This is a genomic window from Mycobacterium sp. (assembly GCF_044223235.1).
Taxonomy (GTDB): Bacteria; Actinomycetota; Actinomycetes; order Mycobacteriales; family Mycobacteriaceae; genus Mycobacterium.
This window is the reverse complement of sequence record NZ_JBGAME010000021.1, coordinates 17,735-35,104: the sequence shown is the minus strand read 5'-3', so window position 1 is coordinate 35,104 and position 17,370 is coordinate 17,735. Positions and strand designations below refer to the sequence as shown.

The 17,370-nt window shown below is 66.4% G+C and carries 14 protein-coding genes and 2 pseudogenes; 9 read left to right on the top strand and 7 right to left on the bottom strand.

Annotation, left to right across the window (positions count from 1 at the left end):
- Window positions 1-85 precede the first annotated feature (85 nt).
- Window positions 86-409: pseudogene (locus tag ADBZ6K_RS20600) on the bottom strand (substrate-binding domain-containing protein); the annotation flags it as partial.
- 470 nt (window positions 410-879) lie between these two features.
- Window positions 880-1,809 carry a serine hydrolase gene (locus ADBZ6K_RS20595; protein WP_526350124.1) on the bottom strand — a complete coding sequence of 310 codons (930 nt, stop codon included), beginning with the start codon at window positions 1,807-1,809 and terminating at the stop codon, window positions 880-882.
- A gap of 206 nt (window positions 1,810-2,015) precedes the next feature.
- Here ADBZ6K_RS20595 and ADBZ6K_RS20590 point away from each other — a divergent pair, with 206 nt between their 5' ends.
- Window positions 2,016-3,002 (top strand): alpha/beta fold hydrolase, encoded by a 987-nt coding sequence (locus tag ADBZ6K_RS20590; RefSeq protein WP_526350121.1) that lies wholly within the window; start codon window positions 2,016-2,018, stop codon window positions 3,000-3,002.
- A gap of 203 nt (window positions 3,003-3,205) precedes the next feature.
- Window positions 3,206-4,294, top strand: a complete 1,089-nt coding sequence (locus tag ADBZ6K_RS20585; RefSeq protein WP_526350119.1) for a coiled-coil domain-containing protein — start codon at window positions 3,206-3,208, stop codon at window positions 4,292-4,294.
- Window positions 4,295-4,361: 67 nt separating this feature from the next.
- On the opposite strand, the gene ADBZ6K_RS20580 is transcribed toward ADBZ6K_RS20585, so the two are convergent.
- From ADBZ6K_RS20580 to ADBZ6K_RS20565, 4 genes are all read right to left on the bottom strand, one after another.
- Window positions 4,362-6,512 carry a DNA gyrase subunit A gene (locus ADBZ6K_RS20580; RefSeq protein ID WP_526350117.1) on the bottom strand — a complete coding sequence of 717 codons (2,151 nt, stop codon included), beginning with the start codon at window positions 6,510-6,512 and terminating at the stop codon, window positions 4,362-4,364.
- A 10-nt stretch (window positions 6,513-6,522) separates the two neighbouring features.
- Window positions 6,523-8,565, bottom strand: coding sequence for a toprim domain-containing protein (locus tag ADBZ6K_RS20575; RefSeq protein ID WP_526350115.1), 2,043 nt, complete (start codon window positions 8,563-8,565; stop codon window positions 6,523-6,525).
- A 305-nt stretch (window positions 8,566-8,870) separates the two neighbouring features.
- Window positions 8,871-9,344 (bottom strand): RpiB/LacA/LacB family sugar-phosphate isomerase, encoded by a 474-nt coding sequence (locus ADBZ6K_RS20570; RefSeq protein ID WP_526350113.1) that lies wholly within the window; start codon window positions 9,342-9,344, stop codon window positions 8,871-8,873.
- A gap of 90 nt (window positions 9,345-9,434) precedes the next feature.
- Entirely contained in the window at window positions 9,435-10,424 is a 990-nt protein-coding gene (locus tag ADBZ6K_RS20565) for a Cof-type HAD-IIB family hydrolase (protein WP_526350111.1), read from the bottom strand.
- A gap of 91 nt (window positions 10,425-10,515) precedes the next feature.
- On the opposite strand from ADBZ6K_RS20565, the gene ADBZ6K_RS20560 reads away from it, so the two are divergent.
- Both ADBZ6K_RS20560 and ADBZ6K_RS20555 read left to right on the top strand, forming a co-directional pair.
- Window positions 10,516-11,589 carry a serine hydrolase domain-containing protein gene (locus ADBZ6K_RS20560; protein ID WP_526350109.1) on the top strand — a complete coding sequence of 358 codons (1,074 nt, stop codon included), beginning with the start codon at window positions 10,516-10,518 and terminating at the stop codon, window positions 11,587-11,589.
- A gap of 52 nt (window positions 11,590-11,641) precedes the next feature.
- Window positions 11,642-11,743 (top strand): annotated as a pseudogene (locus ADBZ6K_RS20555) (ArsR family transcriptional regulator); the annotation flags it as partial.
- Between the two features lie 180 nt (window positions 11,744-11,923).
- On the opposite strand, the gene ADBZ6K_RS20550 reads toward ADBZ6K_RS20555, so the two are convergent.
- Window positions 11,924-12,358 carry a nuclear transport factor 2-like protein gene (locus tag ADBZ6K_RS20550; protein ID WP_526350107.1) on the bottom strand — a complete coding sequence of 145 codons (435 nt, stop codon included), beginning with the start codon at window positions 12,356-12,358 and terminating at the stop codon, window positions 11,924-11,926.
- 205 nt (window positions 12,359-12,563) lie between these two features.
- Here ADBZ6K_RS20550 and ADBZ6K_RS20545 point away from each other — a divergent pair, with 205 nt between their 5' ends.
- The 5 genes from ADBZ6K_RS20545 to ADBZ6K_RS20525 all read left to right on the top strand — a co-directional run bounded on the left by ADBZ6K_RS20545 (window position 12,564) and on the right by ADBZ6K_RS20525 (window position 17,350).
- The gene (locus tag ADBZ6K_RS20545; protein ID WP_526350105.1) at window positions 12,564-12,959 is read left to right on the top strand and encodes a nuclear transport factor 2 family protein; all 396 of its coding nucleotides are present in this window, start codon (window positions 12,564-12,566) and stop codon (window positions 12,957-12,959) included.
- Window positions 12,960-12,988: 29 nt separating this feature from the next.
- The gene (locus ADBZ6K_RS20540) at window positions 12,989-14,611 is read left to right on the top strand and encodes a helix-turn-helix transcriptional regulator (protein WP_526350103.1); all 1,623 of its coding nucleotides are present in this window, start codon (window positions 12,989-12,991) and stop codon (window positions 14,609-14,611) included.
- A 142-nt stretch (window positions 14,612-14,753) separates the two neighbouring features.
- Window positions 14,754-15,224, top strand: coding sequence for a hypothetical protein (locus ADBZ6K_RS20535; protein ID WP_526350101.1), 471 nt, complete (start codon window positions 14,754-14,756; stop codon window positions 15,222-15,224).
- 107 nt (window positions 15,225-15,331) lie between these two features.
- A complete protein-coding gene (locus ADBZ6K_RS20530; protein ID WP_526350099.1) occupies window positions 15,332-16,135 on the top strand; it encodes a glycoside hydrolase domain-containing protein in 804 nt (267 codons plus the stop codon).
- Window positions 16,136-16,393: 258 nt separating this feature from the next.
- Window positions 16,394-17,350 carry a coiled-coil domain-containing protein gene (locus ADBZ6K_RS20525; protein ID WP_526350097.1) on the top strand — a complete coding sequence of 319 codons (957 nt, stop codon included), beginning with the start codon at window positions 16,394-16,396 and terminating at the stop codon, window positions 17,348-17,350.
- Window positions 17,351-17,370: the final 20 nt, after the last annotated feature.

Sequence of the window (17,370 nt, the reverse complement as noted above, 5' to 3'; positions counted from 1 at the left end):
CGATGGCGTCCGACTCGCGCGCGGTCCATAAAGGCGTTGGGCGGGTTATCCGCTGGACATCAGGCGTGAGAGCGCAACTTGTAGTTCATCGGGATCGATGTGGGTCGTGGTCTTCGATCCGGCTGATCGTGGACCGCGATGCGATGGATGGGTCGAGCAGGGTAATTGTTCGTGGCGCCCAGGGTGATTGGATCCGTTGGAGCAGTCGCTCGACCGCGATACGCCCCATCTCCTCGTAGTTATTGTTGACGGTCGTCAGGCCGATGTAGCCGATACGCGCCAAGTAGCTGTTGTCGTATCCCAGAACGCTGAGATCGCGGGGGACCGCCAGTCCCAATTCCTGCGCTTCGGACATGGCGATCACCGCCGCGTAGTCGTTGTTGGCGAAGATTGCGGTGGGTCGATTCCCGGCATCGAGTAATACACGTGGATTGCCGCCTGAACGCCGTCGTCTCCGAGCAGTACCGCGGACCGATTGCTACCGGGTGAGAACCTGTTCTCCGTGCAGGATGCCCGCAATCTGATCCGCTACGGCGGGATGCGTCCCGATCGCGACTATATCCAGGTCGACCCCGCCTTGAGCTACGGGTTGACCGAGTACCTGCGGGTCCAGGAAATGCTCAAGGAGCACGGCTGGTCCTCGCGTCGCTGCATTCCCCACGGCGGACACCAGTTCTGCCTGCACATCGCCGCCGCGCTCAAGCTGGGCGGCAACGAGTCCTACCCCCGGCGAATTCCAGCCCACGGGCGGCTTCGCCGACGACGCCGTTGTCTCCGACAGCCAGGTCGGCCTGACCGAAATCCCGGGCATCGGCTTCGAAGGCAAGAGCGCGTTCTACTAAGGTGCTGCGCGAGTTGCATCGCTAGACCTCCCGTGGTTTAGATCTTGCCGCCCGGGAACATCGTCTTGACAGCCTGAGTGATGTTTTCGCGGGCGGCGGCGTCGCTGGTGGGGTCCAGCGAGCTGATCGCCATCACGAAGCGGTGGTCGTGTCCGATCGTGCCGGTGGACACGTGCAATTGATTGCCGCCGTTCCAGCAGCAGAACCAGCCCTGCTTGACCGCAACCGACTCGGCATAGAGGCCCTCGGGGATGCCGAACCGCTGCGGGTACCCGTCGGTTCCAGTCGGTGTGGATCTCGCGAGGTTGCTGATGATGACGTTGGCCTGTTCGGGTGGCAACCCGCCGGTGCCGTCCAACAGCATGTCGTAGTAGCGCACGAGATCGCTTGCAGTGCTTGTGGTTACGTCCCAGTGCCCGTTGGAGGGCGCCGTCGTGCCCGCTAAGCCGTACCGCGCCTTCACGCGGGCGATGATGGCATTTCCGCCGCTACGGTCCCAGAAATTCTGGGCTGCGCTGTCGTCGGAGGACCGCAGCATGATGTCGAGCGACTTGCGGTCTGCGGCGGATAGTTGCGTCTTGCCCTCAGACTCCTGCAGCAGCAGGTCGTCGGCGATAAACAGCTTCACCACCGATGCGATCGGGAAGGGTTTGTTGGCGCTGTGGGAGACGATCTGGCCGGTGTTGCGGTCCAGCACAGCGGTAGTGATGTCGGCGCCAGACTCGGCCGCGGCGGCGGTGGCTTGACGGACGCGGGCGTCGAGTCCGGCGAATGCCTCGGTCGGTTGGGCGGGCGGGGCTTGGGGCAGTGCAGACACCGGTGCCTGCGGGGCGCTGACGGGTGCCTCCGGCGCGTTCTCCGCAGCCGGCGGCGAACCCCAGACCTGCGCCTCGCAACCGTTGAGGAGCAACGCAGCACACACGATCGCCGTGGTCGTCATCGCCCGATTCGGCGGCCGCCGACGCATACGCTTCCTCCGAACAGATCCTGAGCCAGGGGCGGGATCAACGCCCGCCGGTCACCCCAGCCTAATCGGCGGGCCCGGATCGTACCGGCCCGTGACGAGGCCGAAGGCCCCTGTCCCAGGTACTCAACCTCTCGGAACTATCGCGTTTCCGCTGGCAGAAGTAGGTTTACCGCTATGAGACCGCGACGGTCGCAAGGAGCTCGATGATGAACCTGCCTGCCACACGCGCTGCTGTCCTCGCCGCCCTGCTCGCCGCTGCGAGCACCCTCGCCGTCGGCCCGGCGGCGGCCTCACCGGCCACCGGTGACTTCTCCGGTCCTGTGGACATCGGCGGGCGGTCGTTGTACCTGGAGTGTCGCGGCCAGGGCAGCCCCACAGTGATCCTGGAATCCGGCGCAGGGGCCCGCGCCGACGTCTGGAGCACCGACCTCTCGCGTCCAGCAGGCGAGCGAACGATGGTCGAGCCGGGGGTCGCGGTATTCACCCGCGTGTGCGCGTACGACCGGCCCGGCACCCTGACCGCGGCTGACCCCGACCTCGACCCCGATGGGCCCGAGTTCTATCCCAGCCGCAGCGACCCCGTTCCGCAGCCGCGCACGACGCAGGACGTCATGACCGACCTGCACGCATTACTGACCGCGGCAGCGATACCAGGTCCCTACGTCCTGGTCGGACATTCCGCAGGAGGCCTGTCCCAGCGGCTCTACGCCGCCACCTACCCCGATCAGGTGGTGGGGATGGTGCTGATCGACTCGACGCACGAGAACATCTATCGCGCCTTCAGCGCCGCGCTGCCCCCCGCGCAATGGGCGGCGTTCGAAGCCGCCAACACCGACCAGACCGAACTGCTGGCCGCCTACCCCGCCGCCGAGAATCTGTTCACGACGCCGCTGCCCGACACCCCGAGCCTCACCCAGGTGCGGGAGGCACGCGCACGAGGGCCGCTGCACCCGATGCCGTTGGTCGTTCTGGCGCATGGCATTCCTTTCCCCGCTCCGATCGAGGGTTGGCCCACCGAGAAGATGGAACAGGTCATGTTCGCCGCGCAGCAGGACATCGCCACGTTGGTGCCGGGCGGCCGTCTGGTCACCGCGACCGAGAGCGGGCACAACATCCATCAGGACCAGCCCGACCTGGTGATCGACGCCATCGCGCAGGTGGTTACCGCCGTGCGTGACCCCAGCACCTGGTGATCAGCAAGCGCAACGATGAATCCCGTTGTGGGACAACAGCTCCCGTGTGGGGCTGGACTTCGAGGGCGCGCCCGACATCCGGCGTCGGCCGGCGATGACATCACGCCCCGGGTAGACATTATGGGTGTCGGTTCGTAGCCTTGCCCGGACATCGACAGCTGGGCCAAGGTAGGTCCTCAAGCCAAGGGTTGTGACAAATCCGCGTGACCAGGGTGCGCCATTCCGTTCGACGAACAGTGTGCGGTTTGGCGACCGCAGTCGTCGTGCTGGGCTTATCGATCAGCGACGGTTACGCAGACCCGGCGGCTGACGCGCTGGCCACGCTGAACGAGTTGTCCCAGCAGGCGGTGCGCAGTCGCGAGGCCGTCACGGCCGCCCAACGCGATGCCGACGCCCGACTGGCTGAGCAGGAAGCGGCCGCTGACCGCCAGCGCGCAGACCGGGCGGCCCTGGAGGCGGCGAACTCGCAGCTCGAGCCCCTTCAGGCCGCCGTCGATCGGGTGGCGGCGATGAACTACATGAGTGGGCGCGACGGTCAGTTCGCGGCGGTGCTGACCGCGGCCTCCCCGCAACAACTGATCGATCAGCTGTCGCTGCAACGGACGGCGGGCGCTGGTTTCGCCGATCAGTTGGCAGCCTTTCGCTCAGCACGTGAGCGCGCGGCCGCCGCCGCTCAGGCTTCAGAGAGATCGGCCGCCGACGCCGCAGCCGCGGCTGAGTCGGCCGCCGCAGTGCGCGCAGAACTGCAGGCCAAGTTGAGCGAACTGCTGCGTCAGATCGCCGCCGCGGAAGCGCAGTATGCGGCGCTGACACCGCAACAGCAAGCGATCGTCGATAACGCACCGCCGCCGCCGGGTGCGCCGCCTCCGGCCGACCCGGCGATCGTCGCGATGCCCGGCGTGCCTCCCGGCGACCTTGCTCCTCCTGCAGCTGTTCCGGAGGCGTTGCCCGTCGGCGTCGCCGCAGAGGCCGGGTTGCAGCCCAACACGATCCTGGCCGCCAGGGCCGTCAGTCATCAGTTCCCTCAGATTGCCGACATCGACGGGGTGCGCCCGGACTCCAAGCCGTGGCATCCCAGCGGGTTGGCGATCGACATCATGATTCCCAACCCCGACAGCCCCGAAGGTATCGCGCTCGGCGACCAGATACTCGCGTTCGCGATGAGCAACGCGGCCCGATTCGGACTACAGGATGTGATCTGGCGTGGCACCTACTACACGCCGGCCGGACCGCAAGCATCGGGTTACGGCCACTACGACCACGTGCACATCACCGTGACGCCACGCCGTTAGTCAGTTGTTAGTCACCGGCGGCCACGCACTCCCATCCCCACGGGCCGCGAGGTGGAGGCGCCGTTGATCACTCCGGCATGGCCGGCGTCACGTCCCCGCCGGACCCCTTGACCGACGATTTCGCACGCTTCTCGGCCCGCACCGCCTTCTTCCCGCGCACAAACCCAGTCGCCGAGACCGTCGCCGCCAGCAGCGCGTCCTCGCCGGTGACGAACGGGTGGAAGCCAACCCCAGCACCGCCGCGGCCCTTCACCGGGATGTCGGCGACCTCGGTGACTTTCCAGCCCTTTTCTGAGATCGACAGGATGGCCTCACCGTTTTCGCACGTGAGGGGCAGGGCGGCGATCACTGCGTCCATCGGATCATCCACGCCTAGCTTCACCCCTGCCACACCGTTGCCCGCCGCGCCCTGCGGGTTCACCGCCGACGGATCGATCCGCAGCACCTTCCCGCGTCGCGTCACCAATGCCAGATGCGATCCCGCCGCGAGTACCCCAGACCGCAGCAGCCCGGTGATATCCGGTGCCACCGGAATGTCGCGGATCTTGAACGGCAGACCGTTCCCGTTGGTGAACTTCACCCGCCCATCGGTCCATACCGCCCAACCCAGACCAGAGGTGAGCAGGTCGCCATGGCTGTCGGAGAACACGCCGCGGTCATCAAGTCGCCACGCGGCGTTGGACTTCCGCTCGCGGGAGCCATCCTCGTCGGAACTGGATGCCGTCGGCACCGCGTCGAAATCGAGCACGGTGCGACGGTCGAATTCGGCGCCTTTGAACAGCTTCGCGGTCTCCACCAGCTCCCCGTCGATCACCACCCGACGCGCATCAGGATTCGACACCAATTCGGTGAGCTCCAGAAACTCGGCGTCCAGCTTCTCCGCTTCGGCCTGCAGCTCAATCACGTCCAGCTTCGTCAGCCGGCGAAGCTGCAGGGCCAGAACGTAATCGGCTTGTTCGGTGTCGATCCCGAACCGCTCCTGCAGTCCCCGCCGGGCGTCGTCGACGGTGTCGGAGCTGCGGATGACCGCGACGGCAGCATCGATATCGAGGTGGATTTGCATCAGACCGGCCACCAGATGGCGTCGCGCGGTGACCTTCTCCAGCCGATACTCGCTGCGGCGCAACACCACCGAATCGCGCAGGTGCAGGAACGCGGCAATCAGTTCACGCACCGACCACCAGCGCGGCACGCGGTCCTCATCGAGCGCGACCAGACTGGCGGCAAACGTCGACTCGAGCGGGGTCAGGGCGAGCAGCTGCTCGCGGATGGTTTCGGCATTGTGGCCGCGTTTGGCAGTGACCACGATCCGTAGCCCGTTGCGCCGGTCGGTGAGGTCGGACATGTCGGCCACACCCGACATCTCTCCGGACTCGACCAGCGCCCGGATCCTGTCTTGCACAGTGTTGCTCGCGACACCGGGCGGAAGCTCGGTGATGATGCAATTCTTGCCGTCGACGGACACCGTGCCACGCACCGTGAACGCACCGCGACCGGTGGTGATGTACTCCCGCAGTCCGGTCGTGCCGACCACGGTGGCGCCGCACCCCCAGTCGGGGCCGGGAATGAATTTGAGCAACCTGTCGTCGGTCATGTTCGGGGTTTTCAGCAGCGCGCGACACGCCGCCATCACCTCACGCGGATTGTGTGCGGGCACCTTGGTGGCCCACCCTTCGGCGATGCCGACAGCGCCATTACAGAGCAGCACCGGCCATTGGGCGGGCAGCACTGTCGGCTCGATCCACTCACCGTCGAAGGTCGAGACCATCGGCACGGCGTGGTCGTTGAGCTCAGCGGTCAGTGCGGCACCCGGTGCGGACAACCGCATTTCGGTGTAGCGATCGGCCGCGGGAATGTCACCTTGGATGCGCGGGAAAGCGCCTTGGCCGTCAATGACTTTGACGCGCTGGAATTCCGCGGCCATCAGCGCAGCGGCCCCGTACATCGACGCGCCGCCGTGCGGGTGCAGGTTGCCGGTGACGGCCGAGCAGACTTTCGAGGACTTCTGCGGCTTGTTGCCGGGCAGCAGTCTCGAGTCGTGCATCTGATACAGCAGTCGCCGCTGGCCGGGCTTGAGCCCGTCGAACGCGGACGGGATGGCGCGGTCGCTCACGCTATAGAGCGCGAAGGTCAGCTGGTAGTGGTTCCAGTAGTCGTCGGCGCTCTGGTCGAGCACCAGATCGGGGTTCTGCTCAGGAACGTCCAGGGTGGCGGTCACAGTGTGTCTCCTACGTCAGGTCGAGAGCAGAGGTGTCGACGCGGGAGGCGACATCGGCCATCCACGTGCGCCGTCCCTCCGGCGGCCCACCGAACAGAGTGTGGTGCAGCTTCGGGTCGCCGTCGTCGAGATGCACCCGAATGACGGTGCGGCGCTGCGGATCCAGCACGGTGTTCCAGAAGTCGTCGGCGTCCATCTCGCCGAGGCCCTTGTTCCGCTGCACCTCGACCTTGCGTTTGGACCTGGCCTTCAAATCGGCCACGGCGGTGTCGCGTTCGGACTCGTCCTGGCAGTAGATCCGCTCGGTGCCGTCCTTGACGACGAACAGCGGCGGCAGGGTCACATAGACCATGCCGGCCTCGACGAGTGGCCGGTAGAAGTCCAGGAACATCGAGATCAGGCTCGAGTTGATGTTGCCGCCGTCGGGGTCGGCGTCGGAGGCGAACAGAATGCGGTCGTAGCGGCACAGTTCGGGATCGCAGTTGTCGCGAACCCCGCAGCCCAGGATCCGTTCGATCGAATCGAACTCGTCCTTGACCCTGGCCTTGCTCACGGTGAATCCGTAGACGTTGGGCGGCTTGCCTTTCAGCGGGAAGGCCGCCTGGAACGTGGCGTCGCGCGCCGCCTTGATGGTGCCCAGCGCTGAATCGCCCTCGCACAGGAACAGTTCGGCGCCCGAACCGCGTCCGGTCTCCCGGCTGGGCAGCAGCTTCGGCGGCAGCGACAGGTTCGTCCCCAGTCCCTTGGCCTTCGACGCCGCCCGGGACCGGGCCTTGGCACCTTCAGCGCTGCGCCGGGCCCGGGCCGACTCCAAGGCCAACTTGGTCCACAGTGACACGGCGTCTGCGTTGCCGGGGTTGGCGGCCCAGATGGTGACGCTGCGCGCCACGTCCGGGGCCATCGCCACGTTGAGGGAGCGCGAGGACACCGCGGTCTTGGCCTGCGAGTCCCATGCCACATCGGGTGCCCGAGTGTCGACGGCGAGCGCCGTCACCGCGGCGAAATCCTGTGCCTCCGGGCCGTCTTCGCCCTTGGCGAGGCCCAGGTCGCGGATGCGGGAGGCCCGATCGGCCAGCGCTTCGGACAGTCCCTTCACCGCGGCCGTCAGATGGGAACCGCCGCCGGGGGTGCGCACGGTATTGCAGAACGCGGCGACCGTGGCCGGCTCGGCGGGGCCCGCGGTCAACGACCAACGGAACGGGGTCGGGCCGCGACCGGTGGTGTATTCGCCGCGGCCCTCGACCACGGCGCGCACGCCGGGCACCGGAGTACCTGCGGCAGTACACATGAGGTCCAGCAGGGTAGCCGTGCCCCAGGGGCCGCTGAACGGTTCGAGCAACTCGGGCCGGACCTCCTCGCCCGGCCATCCCTCGTCGATGACGATCAGGTGCACCCCGGGGGACATCCGGGAGGCGGCATGCGCGCGCAGCAGCACCTCGTTGACGTCCACGCTGGAATCCGGCACCACGGCCCGGTCGAAGAGGATGCGCACCGTGGTGCCGTGTGCGTCAGGCGTGCGGTTGCCGGTGCCGCGCAGCTTCAGCGTATCGGAGCGGGTGAAGGGTGCATTTGCGTCGAACCCCCGGCCCCCGGCGCCGTCGAACACCCCGGGGTAGCCGCTGCCGAAACTCTGCAGGTAGGTCTTCCCGGCACGGCGTACTGTCACGTCGGTCCTCGCGGAGATGAACACCGCGGCCGCGGCACCGATTCCGTTCAGCCCGGCGCCGGTGCTCGCGGCGTCGGAGTGGGCGGAGAACTTCCCGCCCGCCCGTGCGGTACCGAGCGTCTTGACGATGCCGTTCTTGCCGTTCACCGGGTCGGAATCGATGGGCAGGCCCCGACCGTCGTCGGCGACGCTGACGGATCCGTCGGCGTGCAACGTGATGGTGACGGTGGAACCGCCGTGACTGGGATCGGCTACCTCTTCGATCGCGTTGTCCACCAACTCGCGCAGCGCGGTGTTGAGCACGTCCAGCCCGAGATTCACCGCCGGCCGCAGTCGCGTGTGCTGGACATCATCGAGCTCGGTGATGTCGGCGGCGGTGTAACTCACTGCTCGTCCCTTCCATCGGTCATGGGTGTGCCGCAGGCATCGTAGACGCCCGGCCGGACATCTTCGCGCAGCCTCGGCGGGTGTGCGACCGCTGCGCCGAGATCGACGCTTTGCAGCTCCGCGCCCGCGCGATGCCTGAAAAAAGTGGATCTCGCGGCCCAAAATGGCGTCGGGCGTGCGGCGGCAGACGCTGCGCTGCTAGATGTGCGTGACTCGATCGCGGGTTAGCACGGCGCCTTCATTGCGTGAGTGCAGCGGGTGCGGGCTGGTGCACCGCTTCCCGCCCGTTCTGCGACGGGTTCGGCTCACTGAAGCGGTTGCGTGTGACGGGTGTCGATGTCCTTGACCTTCTGCACACGGCGGGCGTACTTCTCACCTTCCGGGCTGGCCCCAAGCCAGTCGGTGGCCAGCCACACCCGGACGATCTCGATCGCAATGGCGGAGCCGATGATCTTGCCGCCGATACACAACACGTTGGTGTCCGAGTGTGAGCGAGCTAGTTCCGCGCAGAACGGGTCCTGGCACACGGCGGCGAACACACCCGCGATTTTGTTCGCGATCATCGCGCTGCCGTACCCCACACCATCGACGAAGATCCCGCGGTCCGCCTCGCCGCGCGCGACGGCAAGCGCCGCGGGCAGGACGTGGTCGGGCAGGTCGGCGGGGTCGTCGGTGTCGCAGCCGAAGTCGATGATCTCGTGGCCGCCCGCCCTGGCGAAAACCTTGATCTCCTCTTTCAGGGCGCGGCCGGCGTGGTCGCTCGCGAGTGCGATGAGCATCGTCGTGGTCCTTACTCGCTTGGGTGTCGACGGCCACGGTAACCCGCGTAGCCTCGTCGCGGCCGACGGTTCGACGATCTGTACATGGGTTCACCTGGCGTGCGCGAGCGCATCGAGCACGTTCGCCACCCCGTCGTTGTCGTTGGAGGACGTCGTGAAGTCTGCTGCTGCAAAGACTTCCGGTCGTGCATTGGCGGGTGCCACACTCGTTCCCGCGAAGGCGAACATGCCCAGATCGTTGGGGCCGTCTCCGATGGCGAGAACCTCGGCCGCGTCGATGTGTGAGTCGCCGCAGAACTGCGCGACGGCGTGCGCCTTATCGACGTCATGACGGGTGATTTCGAGGTACGTGGGATTGGAAACTTGGGCTCGCACATCTGGGGGAATGGCGTCGATCACGGGTACCAGTGACCGCGGATCGCCGTCGGGGGCGACGAGCATCAGCTTGTCAGGGCCGTCGACGAGAGTGAAGAGGTCGCGGATGTCGGGGGCGACTCCAACGATGTCGGCTTCGCGCTCGACGGTGTGGTCGACATACGACACATACCACTGTTCGCCGGAGTACCAGCTGACCGCGATTTCGTGGTCGGTGGCGATTCTGACCAACGAGTGGGCTGAGTCTGCCGCCATCTGTTGTTGGGCGATGACCACCAGGTGGCCATCTTCACCGTAACGCGCCGTCACCGCGCCTTGTGAACCGATGAACACCTCGCCGGTCAACGAAGGTATCTCAGCCAGAACAGGTTTCAGTGCCTTCGGCCCACGGGAGGTCGCCAGCAGGATCTGAAGGCCCCGCCGCCGGGCCTGGGCAACTGCCTCGACGGTGTGCGCCGAAACCCGATGATTACTGTCGAGCAGTGTGCCGTCCACGTCGATGACACAGAGCCGAACTCGGCGCAACTCCGAGCCGGCGGTGATGTCGGACGCGTCCTCGCGTTTCGACAAAGGATTCATGGGCGCCCATTTTATGAGCCCACCAGTGCTCCCCGGGCGGGCGTTGTGATCTTCCGGCAAACGTGTGGTGAGACACGTGAGTACGACTTGACCGAATCCCATCCAAGTAGGAAACCGATAAGGCAAGCTTCGGGCACATCGATGTGCAGGTGTAGATCGGGGGACGGTGGTGAAGGCACTTTCGGGGTGGCGAATCGGCACGGTCGCGGTGACCCTGATGGCCGGCGTCGTCGGATGCGGCGAGTCGGCCGCGCAACCGGGCGCGCGCGATGCGCAACTCACCGAAACGATTGTCACGGCCATGCCGCAGGCCTCGGTTCCGGGGGCCATCGTCGGTGTGTGGCAGGACGGCGCCGCACCCTACGCCCAGGCGTTCGGGGTACGGGATGCAGTCAGCGGCGAACCCATGACCACCGATCTGTCCATGCGCGTCGGCAGCTTGACCAAGACCTTCACCACTACCGCCGTGCTGCAATTGGTGGATCAGGGGAAGGTTGGCCTCGACGATCCGATCGAGAGGTATGTGTCCCATGTCCCCAATGGAGACGTGATCACCATCCGCCAGTTGGCGGCCATGCGCAGTGGTATTCGCGACTATTCAGAGGTGGTGATTCCGGCGCTGCCGAGTCAACCCTACCGCCAATGGACTCCCGAGGAACTCGTCGAGATTGGTTCCAGCAGTCCACCGCTCTTCCCGCCGGGCACCGAGTTCGACTACAGCAACACCAACACTGCGCTGCTCGGTCTCGTGGTCGAGAAGGTCTCCGGCCAACCGTTGCATGCGTACATCGAGGAGCACGTCACGCGGCCCAGCGATCTCGCACATACCGTGGTTCCCATCGATGCGGCCATGCCGTCACCGCACGCCCAGGGGTACACGAGAACACCCGCCGGCGAGACGGTCGACGCGACCGACTGGAACCCGTCGTGGGGATTCGGTGCGGGAAACATGATTTCGACGCTCGACGACTTGCGGGTGTGGGCGCGCGACTTGGCTATGGGCGCGCTGCTCTCACCGGCCACTCAGCGCGAGCGGGAGCAGTTTCAGCTCGCGCCGTCGGAAGGCACGGGTTCGATGTACGGACTTGGACTCGAGTACCAGAATGGCTGGATTGGCCACAACGGAAACATCGCGGGCTACCAGTCCTACGCCTATTACCTTCCCCCCGAACGCAAGACACTGGTGGTCTTGGTCAATTCGAATGCCGACCCGCTCGGCGTTTGGAACTTCTTCGCAGAGATCGTGAAGATCGTCAGCCCCGACCACGCCTGGCCGGCGCCTCCGTCGTAGGACATGAAGCGTTCCGTGAGACGAACATGTTCCGCCAACGCCTGAGACCGGAATCAGCGACTTGGCGGCGCAGATCGGATGGGAACGCAGCCGGCTGTCACATCAGCTGCGGCGCATGGAAGAACGCGGGCTGACCGAGCGCCGCCCGAGTACAGCTCTGACTTCAGCGTGGCCCCGCCGGAACGCCGTGGTGAACGCGCTCTCGGACTCGTATTCGGTCGTCGCCGCCAACTCGATGATCGAACAGGCATCACCGCGCAGTGCGGCGCGGGCAATGAAGGCGGGGTCGAATCCACTCCGCTGAACTACTACTACGGCGCTCGGAAATGACCGGTCACGGGCGCAGCATCGGCGCTTCGGCCGCATGACGAGCCCGCAGTTCGTCGTCCCAGTCGCCGCTGCAGTAGACGGTCAGCTCGGAGATCCGGCCGTCGCGCACCGTGCAAAGTACGATCTTGCGGCCGGAAATCTCCTTGCCGCTGCCTTCGCGATTTCTCTCGGTCAGCTCGGTGACGAATCCCGCCGCGGTGGGCACCGTGCGCACGACGTTGACCTCGTCCATGCCGTTGGGTGCGTAGCTCTTGTACCACGCGGCGAAGGCCTCGATGCCCTGCAGCTGGAACCGCCATAGCGGTGGGTTCCCGTCGAGGAATACGTCGTCGGTGAGGACGTCTCCTACCTCGGCCGTGCGGAACACCTCGGCGAGTGCCTCACTGAGACGCTCGGCTGTGCCGACGTCGGTGACGATGAGGTCTTGCGCGCTGATCATGTCGATCCCCTCTCTCGCTGGTGCGATTGGTCTGACGGTACGAATCGACCGGGAGCCCGCGCATCGGGCGAATGGCTGATTGATGCTCGTCGCCGTCCACAGAAATACCGATGCGCCGGTTGGGATTTCCACGGTTCGCCCGATGCGCGAGGCCGGCCGCAACTCGTACGGTACGGACCGAAACCCCACGCGGAAGGAGGCACCGATGAGCGAGCACCCGAACGTGACAACAGTTAACCGGATGACCCGGGCGATCGTGGACCAGGACAGCGAGACGCTCACGTCGTTGTTCACCGACGACTTCGTGCTGCACCTTCGCGGCCCGTTCGCCACCGCCGGCGACCATCTCGGCGTGGCCGGCATACTCGGAGCGATCGGCGCGGTGTTCGAAGCGACGGACGGAGATGTCAAGCTCGAGCAGCAGTTCTGCGTCGGCGTCGACGGCTGGGCCGCCGAGTGGGAACATGCCGTGCTCGGCCGGCACGGCAAAACACTCGAGTCGGACAATGCGTTCGTGTACCGGTTCGCCGGTGACCGCATCGTCGAGATGTGGATGTTCCTGGGGGCCGATCCCGGCACCGCTGCCACATTCTTCGGTTAGCGCCTGCGGGATCGGCCCACACTGATGGGGTGGGTCTCGACAACGGGCGACGCGACAGCATCAACACCCCACGGGCATGGGGTGAGGAGTATCGGCAACTCGCCGTGCTCGATGCCGAGCAAGGACTGGATGTCGAGGAGCTTGACCAACTGGCGACCGCCGCCTACATGACCGGGCGCGACGACGAGAGTTTCGAACTCTGGGGCCGGGGGCATCAGCGCTGCCTTGAGACGGGCGATGTGGCGCGGGCGACTCGCTTCGGCGTGCGGCTGGCCCAGGCGCAAGCGTTCAAGGGCGACATCGCCCGGGCCAGCGGGTGGGTCGAGCGGTCACACCGTCTGCTGGACGAGGCCAACATCGACTGTGTCGAGCGCGGGTTCCTTGAGCACGCGGCCGGGATGTGCCGCATCTTCACCGATGGCGACATCGCGGCCGCACGCACGGCGTTCGGGCGGGCGGCCAAGATCGGTGAGCGGTTCCGCGATCGGGAGCTGCTCACGTTTGCGCGCATTGCTGAGGGCCGGTGCCTGATCTACGTCGGCGAGATCGCCGACGGCCTCTCGCTGCTCGACGAGGCCATGGTGGCGGTCGAGGCCCGCGAGATCCCGCCGATGGCGATCGGCGACGCGTACTGCACGGTCATCGACGCCTGCCACGAACTGTTCGACCTTCGCCGCTGTGAGCAGTGGACGGACTCGTTCACGCGATGGTGCGAGGTCCAGCTCGGCCTTGTCCTGTACCGGGGCCACTGCCTGTTGCACCGCGCCGAGATCCTGACGCTGCACGGCGCCTGGTCCGACGCGGTGACCGTCGTCCGGGACGCCTGTGCGCGGCTCGCCGAACCGATCAATCCCCTGACCCTGGGCGGTGCTCACTACGTGGAGGGTGAATTGCATCGGCTACGAGGCGAATTCAGGCTCGCTGAGGACGCCTACGAACGTGCCAACGAACTCCACTGCCAACCCCAACCCGGGATGGCGTTGCTGCGCCTCGCGCAGGGCCGCGTCGACGTCGCCGCTGCGCAGATCCGACGCCTGCTCGCCGAAACCGCGCAACCCATCGCTCGTGCCCGCGTGCTGTGCGCCGCAGCCGAGATCCTGCTTGCCGCAGGCGATGTCGAGGGCGCCCGTTCCGCCGCCGACGCGCTATCGGCTGTCGCCACCGACTTGCGCTCACCACTGCTGCGGGCCCACGCCGCACTCGCGACCGGTTCCGTCCACCTCGCCCTGGGCGACGCGCCCACCGCGCTGATGGCTCTGCGTCGTGCCGCCCGAGAATGGAGCGAGCTGAGCGCACCGTACGAAGGGGCACGCGCGCGCCTGCTCATCGCCGATGCGTGCGAAGTTCTCGCCGACCTCGACGGCGCCGCATTGGAACGACGCGCCGCCAGGTCGACGTTCGACGCGCTCGGCGCGGGCGCCCATCCGCCGCGGCCTGCCGCGACCGCCCGGACGCCGGAGGATCTCACCGCCCGCGAGGCCGAAGTACTGGCGCTTGTCGCTCGGGGCAAGACCAACCGGGCGATCGCCGCGCAGCTCTACATCAGCGAGAAGACCGTCGCCAGCCACCTCAACCACATCTTCACCAAGCTCGGGCTCACGTCCCGCTCGGCGGCCACCGCGTACGCCTACGAGCACCACCTCGTGTCCTGAGCTCACCGCGCAGCCGCAACCCCCGCCCCCGGCGGGTTGCACCCCTCGCCCATTCGAGTAGTCAACTACTCGCGACGCGGTTCGATTGCGGGTCCAGAGTGTCGTTACGAGCAGGAATACCGTTTTCCTTGGGAGTCCCATCATGAGTCTCACCGTCGTACAGTCCTTCCGGTTCTGTCACAAATGCCAGACTTTGTTCTATGAGGGCAGGAACGAGCCTGCCGGTACGGCAAAGGGATTGTGTCCGGCCGGCGGTGCCCACGAAGCAATGGGGTACACCTTCCAGATCCCGGTTCATGGTGTGGAATCGCCGACCGTGCAGACCAGGTGGCGGTTCTGTGAACCGTGCTGGGCGATGTTCTTCGATGGCTTCCCCAGCAAGGGGCGCTGCCCCGGCAATCGTAACGGCCACCGTAGAGAGAACCGCTTCCGTCACAACTTCGGTCTGCCGCATGATGTTCCGGGCACGCCGACCGCCCAGACGCAGTGGCGGTTCTGCAGCAAGTGCAATGCCATGTTCTATGACGGTTACCCGCAGAAGGGCCGCTGCAGCGCGGGCGACGGACACTTCGCGCAGGGGTACGACTTCGTGCTGCCGCATCTGCGCCCCTGAGGTGCCACCGCGTCGACGATGGCGCTGCGACGCCGTGATCGTCACGGCCATCAGAGGCGCGGGCGAGGCTACATCGTTAACAACCGTCACATTGGTAACATCGCCCGATGCGGGAATTGCCGAGGACAGACAGCCTTCGGCGATCAGGTACGGTTTCCCGACGTGACGCGCTGCGCTACACGGCCGCCGCGCTCGGTGGATTGGGTGCGGCGTCAGCCGGCGTCGGCCTGCCCACAGCCGCGGCCGCCGCTCCCCAGCTGATCGACTTCGCCGCGCGCCAGATTCCAGCCGAGCACATCCGGGCCGCCGGCTACGCCGGGGTGATCAACTACGTGTCCGTCTCGCGTCCCGGCTCGAACTTCGGCGCCAAGCCGATCACCCGCCCCTACGCCCAGTCACTGACCAATGCGGGACTCGTGATTGTCAGCAACTACCAGTACGGCAAGCCGGGCGGGACCGCACCGTCGGACTTCACCCGCGGGTACGCGGGCGGGATCGCGGATGCTCACGCCGCCTGGCAACTGCACACCGCGGCAGGTGGTGGCCGCAGCGCTCCGATCTTCTTCAGCGTCGACGAGGACATCAGCCGCAACACCTGGGACGCCGTCGCACTGCAGTGGTTCCGCGGAATCAACTCGGTGCTCGGGGTGCAGCGCACCGGCGTATACGGCGGCATCGACGTATGTCAGTGGGCCATCGCCGATGGCGTTATCGGGAGTTCGCGCACGCCTGGCCGCCGGTGGGCCTGGCAGACCCGCGCCTGGTCGCGCGGTCAGATCCACCCCGCCGCAGTTCTCTACCAACGCATCGTGAGCACCGCGTCGACGCCGGGGCCCTTGGTCGGCGGAACGGAAGTCGACGTCAATGACGTTTTGGCACTGGATTGCGGCCAGTGGAACCTGCATCCGTGAGGTCGTCAACCGGCCAGGGTATGGCGACGTAACCGACGGGGACGGCACCCACATCCGAGGTGCGAAGGGTCGTCGGCAGCGTGCGGCTCTGAGTTAGCCACAGCGCCCGGTCCTGACCCAATTCCTGGCTCTTGGTTGGACAGAGGCGATGCCGCCTCCGTAACCTTCTCGACAACTAAGGCAGATGGACAGGCAGATCGACGGTGCAGACGTCGACAGCGTCGAAGGATCGTAGTCTTGCAGGTTCACCCCCGATGTGTGGCGAAGCTCGTCGTCCACAAGCCGGTAGTGGGTGCGATGGTCGGACTGGCAGCCCTGAGCGCGGTGTGGGGCGGCGTGGCGTACGCCGAACCGAACCAGGACAGCGTGGCGAAGGTCAACGAATTGTCCCGCCACGCTGAAGAGCTGTCCGAGACCATCCTCAATGCGCAGCCAGATCTCGACAAGAAGATGCAGTTGCTCAGCGAGGCGGACAAGAAGCACGCCGACGATCTGGCCGCCCTCAACGCAACGAAGACGCAGCTGGCCACCTACCAGCGCAGCGTTGATGACTTTGCCGCCGCGGTCTACATGGGCGGGCGAGCCGAGGGCATCAACGCGATCCTGGCCGCCTCGTCGCCGGCCAACTTGATCGACAACCTGGCCATCGCGCGGGTGGTGGACACCGAGATGTCCGAGCGGTTGCAGGGCCTCCGCCGGGTCAACGACGAGGCGCAACTCGTCGAGGCGGCCTCAGCAAAGTCCGCGGCCGACGCCAAGGGGGCCGTCGACGCGGCTGCTGCCGCGCGGGCGGATTTGCAGAACAAGCGGGCTGAGCTGCGAAAACAGATGGCTGTGGTCAACGCGAGCTACGCCATGCTTCCTCCCGCTCAGCAGGCCGCGCTGCCCCCACCATCAGCGGCCGTCATGGCAGCGTTGGGCCCCAGCGCGCCCATCCCCACCGTCGGGATGGGTGGCCTGGTCCTCAACGCGAGGATGCTCGCGGCGTACATCATGGCCACTTACCCCGGCGTGCAGTCAATCGGTGGCGTGCGCGCAGACCCGATTCCTGATCACCCGAGCGGGCACGCCATCGACATCATGATCGGATCAGACATGGGTCTGGGGGACGCCATCAACGCCGACCTTCAGCGTCAGGCGGGGCGCTTCGGTATCAGCTACACGATGTGGCGGGTTGCTGCCCACTTCGACCACGTCCACGTGACGGTCTCCTGAGCCCCCGTCGGGAAGCCCGA